At 77.9% G+C, this 4,179-nt stretch carries 3 protein-coding genes; all 3 read right to left on the bottom strand.

Annotated features, from left to right (window positions below; translation table 11 throughout):
• A partial coding sequence (locus tag ABD879_RS32215; RefSeq protein WP_486303746.1) for a GAP1-N2 domain-containing protein occupies positions 1-1,215 on the bottom strand: 1,215 nt, incomplete at its 3' end.
• 6 nt (positions 1,216-1,221) lie between these two features.
• The gene (locus ABD879_RS32210) at positions 1,222-2,505 is read right to left on the bottom strand and encodes a hypothetical protein (RefSeq protein ID WP_345025566.1); all 1,284 of its coding nucleotides are present in this window, start codon (positions 2,503-2,505) and stop codon (positions 1,222-1,224) included.
• 30 nt (positions 2,506-2,535) lie between these two features.
• Positions 2,536-4,179 (bottom strand): SaeA-related protein (locus ABD879_RS32205; RefSeq protein WP_486303745.1); only part of this gene is annotated, 1,644 nt, incomplete at its 5' end.

The following is a 4,179-nucleotide window of genomic DNA, read 5'->3' as shown; positions in this document are numbered from 1 at the left end:
CTCGGCCAGATCGGGCGCGCAGGCCAGGGCGCGCCGCACGCACCGCGCGGCCGTGTCGGCGGCGCCCGCCGCCCGCGCCCGGTCGTGGACGGTCAGGGCCAGCTCGAACCCCATCGCGGGCACACCGGCCGCCAGCTCGCGCCACACCCAGTCGGGGACCTCGGCGCCGTGCCGCGCCAGCAGCGCCGCCGCGGCCTTCTCGTCGGCGGGCGCCGCGGCCGAGTCGCCCCGGCACAGCGCCAGCAGCCCCGCGGCCCGCTCCAGACCGCCCGGGTCGAGAGCCGGGGACGAGGCGGGGGCCGAGGAGCCGAGGGCCGGCGGCGAGCCGAGCAGCGCCAGCTCGCCGAGGGCGTCCAGCCCCGCGAAGTCGAACTCGCGCCAGCAGCGCGCCACCGTGCGCGCGAACCGGCTCCCCCCGCCGCCGCCCGGCGAAGCCTCCTCCGCGCGCCGGTCGGCGGACTGCGCAAGCGGCTGCTCCACGGGGAACCACTGCGGCGTGCCCTGGTGCTGGGCGGCCGCCCACACGTCCGGGGTCGTGCCCACGAGACGTTGCGCCGCGCCGTCCGGATCGGCGCTGTAGGTCACGAACGACATCCGCGCGGCCGCCGCCATGGGAAGCGAGTACGACAGCACCGCGATCCACCGGGCCGTCAGCTCGACGTCGGAGGCGACCAGCACCACCCGCCCGTGCCCCTGCGCCAGCACGGCCGTCACCGCGTCCACCAGCCGGGTCAGCAGCGCGTACGGGTCGCCCGGCGCGCCCGCCAGCCACTCCGCCAGCGCCTCGGGCGACATCGCGGGGCCGGGCGTCAGCTCCTCCAGGGCCGCCAGCTCGTACGCCTCCGACGGCGCGTCCGCCCACAACGGCGCCTGCCACAGTTCGGCCGCGCGCACCCCCTCCATCTCCTCGGGGTCGGCCACCACCGCGTGCGCGAAGAAGTTGCCGAAGCGGCCCGAGTAGTCGCGCCCCAGGTAACGGCAGCGCAGCAGCAGCGGCCGCCCGCCCACCCGGTCGTACAGGAACGCCACGGGGAACCGCGCCAGCTCCCCGTCGTCGGGCGACAGCGGCGCGTCCGGCGGCGGCCGGTACGACAGGAACGGCGCCACCTGCGCGCGCACCCCCTCCGGGACGCCGGGCGTCTCGGCCACGAACTGGAACCCGGACCGGCCGGTGGGGCCGCTCCGCGCCGACGTGTAGTGCATCTGCCAGGCCATGCGCCCTCATCCCCCCGAATCCAGGCCGGCCGGCTGCGGCCGCACGCCGTCGAGCATGCCGAACCGGTACAGCAGCCACAGCAGCGGATCCTCGGCCCGGTACGGCCGCACGCCGCCGGGACCGACCCTGCCGTCCTCCGGCATGCCGCCCAGCGCCGACACCCCGAACAGCGCGTAGTCGGAGTACTGCTGGTCCAGGTACACGTCCAGCTGCCCGGCGTGCCACTCGTGCAGCAGCGCGCGGACCTGGGCGTCCACGGCCTCCCGGTCGTCCAGGTCGAGCGCGCCCTCGCCGCCGCGGGTGCGGTGCAGCGCCGACTGCCGCAGCAGCCCCGGCCGCAACGCGTCGATCTTGGTGAGCGCCACCGCCACCGGGATCGGCAGCCGCCGCCCGGGCGGGACGCCGTGCCGCGCCCGCAGCGCGTCGGTCACCCGCGCGATGATGTTGATCGGTTCGCTGTCGGGATCGCCGCCGGCGCCCGGCCCCGGCGGGACCGCGGTCACCGAGGCCCGCGCCCCGGGCAGCTCCAGCGGGTCCACCAGGAAGATGATCGCGTCGGCCGCCTCCAGGTAGCGCAGGTGCAGATCGGTGACGTGGCGGCTGCGCAGGTCCTCGCCGGCCGTGTCGAACAGCACCAGCGCCAGCGACTCGGTGCGCCGCCCCCCGCGCAGCCGCCCGCCGCCCAGCCGCGGGCCGCGGCCCCGGCGCGTGCGGGTGCGCGTCAGCAGGTACACCAGCGGCTCACGCGCGCTGGTGGCCGCGCTGGCGGTGGTGGGCAGCAGCCGCCGCTCCTCCAGCAGCGGCCGGGCGAAGTCGCGCTTGTACCGGTCGATGGTGCGGTCGTCGCAGGCCACCAGGGACGCGTCCAGCTCGGTGCCCACCCGGTTCATCAGCTCGTGCAGCAGCACCGCGATATAGGTGCTCTTCCCCGCATTCTTGGCGCCGACCAGCGCGACGATGCGCCCGGGGGAGTCGCAGTACGCCGACGGCAGCGGGTTGTGGCACTCGGGGCAGACGCGGTTGCCCGTCTCCTGCCCGCAGCCCGGGCACGTGGCGCGCGTCCGCCGCCCCGCCGCGGAGAACACCGGCGGCAGCGACGCGCCCGCCGCGGACCCCAGGTACGCGGCGAGCGTCTCGTCCAGGACCGGATCGCACCCGGGCCGCCGCCCCGCCCGCCCGCGGCAGCGGAACCGCAGGTCCTGCAACGGCACGACGGCGAAGCAGTACGGGCACGTCAGGCCCTGCCGGGCGCGCGCACCCGGAATCGGGACCCGCGACGTCAGCGACACGGCCTCCTCCTGGCGGTACGGTCGGCGGGGCTAACGGTGGACGTGGAGCTGGCGGACCGGGGGATCGGCCAACTCGATGACATCATCATCGGTGAAGCACCGCACCCAGTAGGGCCCGGCCGCCGACGGCGCCGGCACCGACACCTCGCCCGGCACCGCCACCTCCGTCCACGCGCCGATCGGCTCCCCGTCGTCGCGCCGGTGCGGCATCACCCGCCCGGCGCGCAGCACGAGCGTCAGCCGCCCGATCCGCATGGGCTGCGACGCCGACAGCCGGACCGTGAGCGCCCGCCGCCACGGCGGGCCCGTCCGCTCCACCTGGTAGCGCACCACCGTGCGGGCCCGCACCTGCACGCTCACCGCGGGCCCGGTGACGCGGGACTCGCCGACCGAGCAAGAGGACGCCACCGCCACCTCCACCGGCTGGTCCTCCGGCGCCGCCACGCGCAGCCCGCCCTGCGCGTCGTAGGCGGCCCGCGTGACGATCTCGTGCACCCCCGCGTCCGGGTCGCCGCGGCCCGCCGCGATCTCCTCCGCGCCGACCCGGCACGTCACCCGCACCTCCGGCACGTCCGGCGGCCAGTCGAACCCCACGTGCACGCGCGTCCCGCGCCGCTCGGCCACCAGCCGGCGCGGCGGCGGAAGGTTGACGTGCCGGTGGTGCGCGCCGACCACGGCCCTGCCCTCGGCGACGGTCGCCGCCAGCAGCCAGCCGCTCGCCCCCGGCCGCACGGTCAGCCCGCCGCCCGGCGCCGGCACCGCCGACAGGCGGCGCCCCGCCCGCCGCACCTCCTCCGCGGGCAGCAGCGCGCTGCGCGGCCACGGCGGCGGCCCGTCCAGCAGCAGCAGCTCGACCGTCCCGTACCGCGGCGGCGCGAACCGCACCTGCAGCACCCCGGGGTCGTTCGGATCGGCCTCGACGTCCATCTCGTACACCGGTTCGGGCGGCGCGCTCGGCGTCACCGACACCCGCACCCCCGGCGTGACGACCTCGCGGCCGTGCGCGTCCAGATACACCGCGCACAGCCGGTAGTGGTACGTCTTGCCGTTGGGCACCCGCTCGCGGAACCCGTCGCGGCCCGCCGGCACCAGCCGCCCGCCGCGCATCACCAGCACCCGCGCGGCCTCGGGCGGGCACCGCCAGCGGCCCGTCACCGCGCCGTCGGCGGGCAGCAGCTCCACCTCCGACAGCTCCGGGCGCACGAACACCGGCCCCGCCACGGCGGGTTCGGCGGCGGCCTCGCCCCGCAGCGCGACCACCCCGTAGTACAGCGGCACGTTCACCGGCGGCCGCTCGTCGCACGTGCCCGCCACGGCCTCGCCGTCGGAGGCGTTCAGCGGCGGACGGTCGCGGCGCCGCACCACCCGGTACGTCACCTCGCCCGCCGTGGACGGCGACGGCGGCCACGACAGCCGCACGACCGTGTCCTCCACGTCGGCGTGCAGTGACGGCACCGGCCGCGGCGCCAGCCGCCGCTGCAGCTCGGCCGCCTCCGGCAGGTCGGCGACCAGCCGCAGCGCGTCGGCCAGCAGGCGCCAGGCCCGGTCCGGGTCGGCGTCGGCGGCGGCCTCCTCGCGCAGCCGCCCCACCGTCACCAGCCGCTGCCGCGTCTCGGCGAGCAGCAGCGCGGCCTCCTCGTCCTGCCCGCCCGCGGCGGCCGCGACGGCGCCGCC

Source organism: Actinomadura keratinilytica, from assembly GCF_039539665.1.
GTDB classification, from domain to species: domain Bacteria; phylum Actinomycetota; class Actinomycetes; order Streptosporangiales; family Streptosporangiaceae; genus Spirillospora; species Spirillospora keratinilytica.
This window is presented reverse-complemented; position numbering and strand designations above follow the sequence as displayed.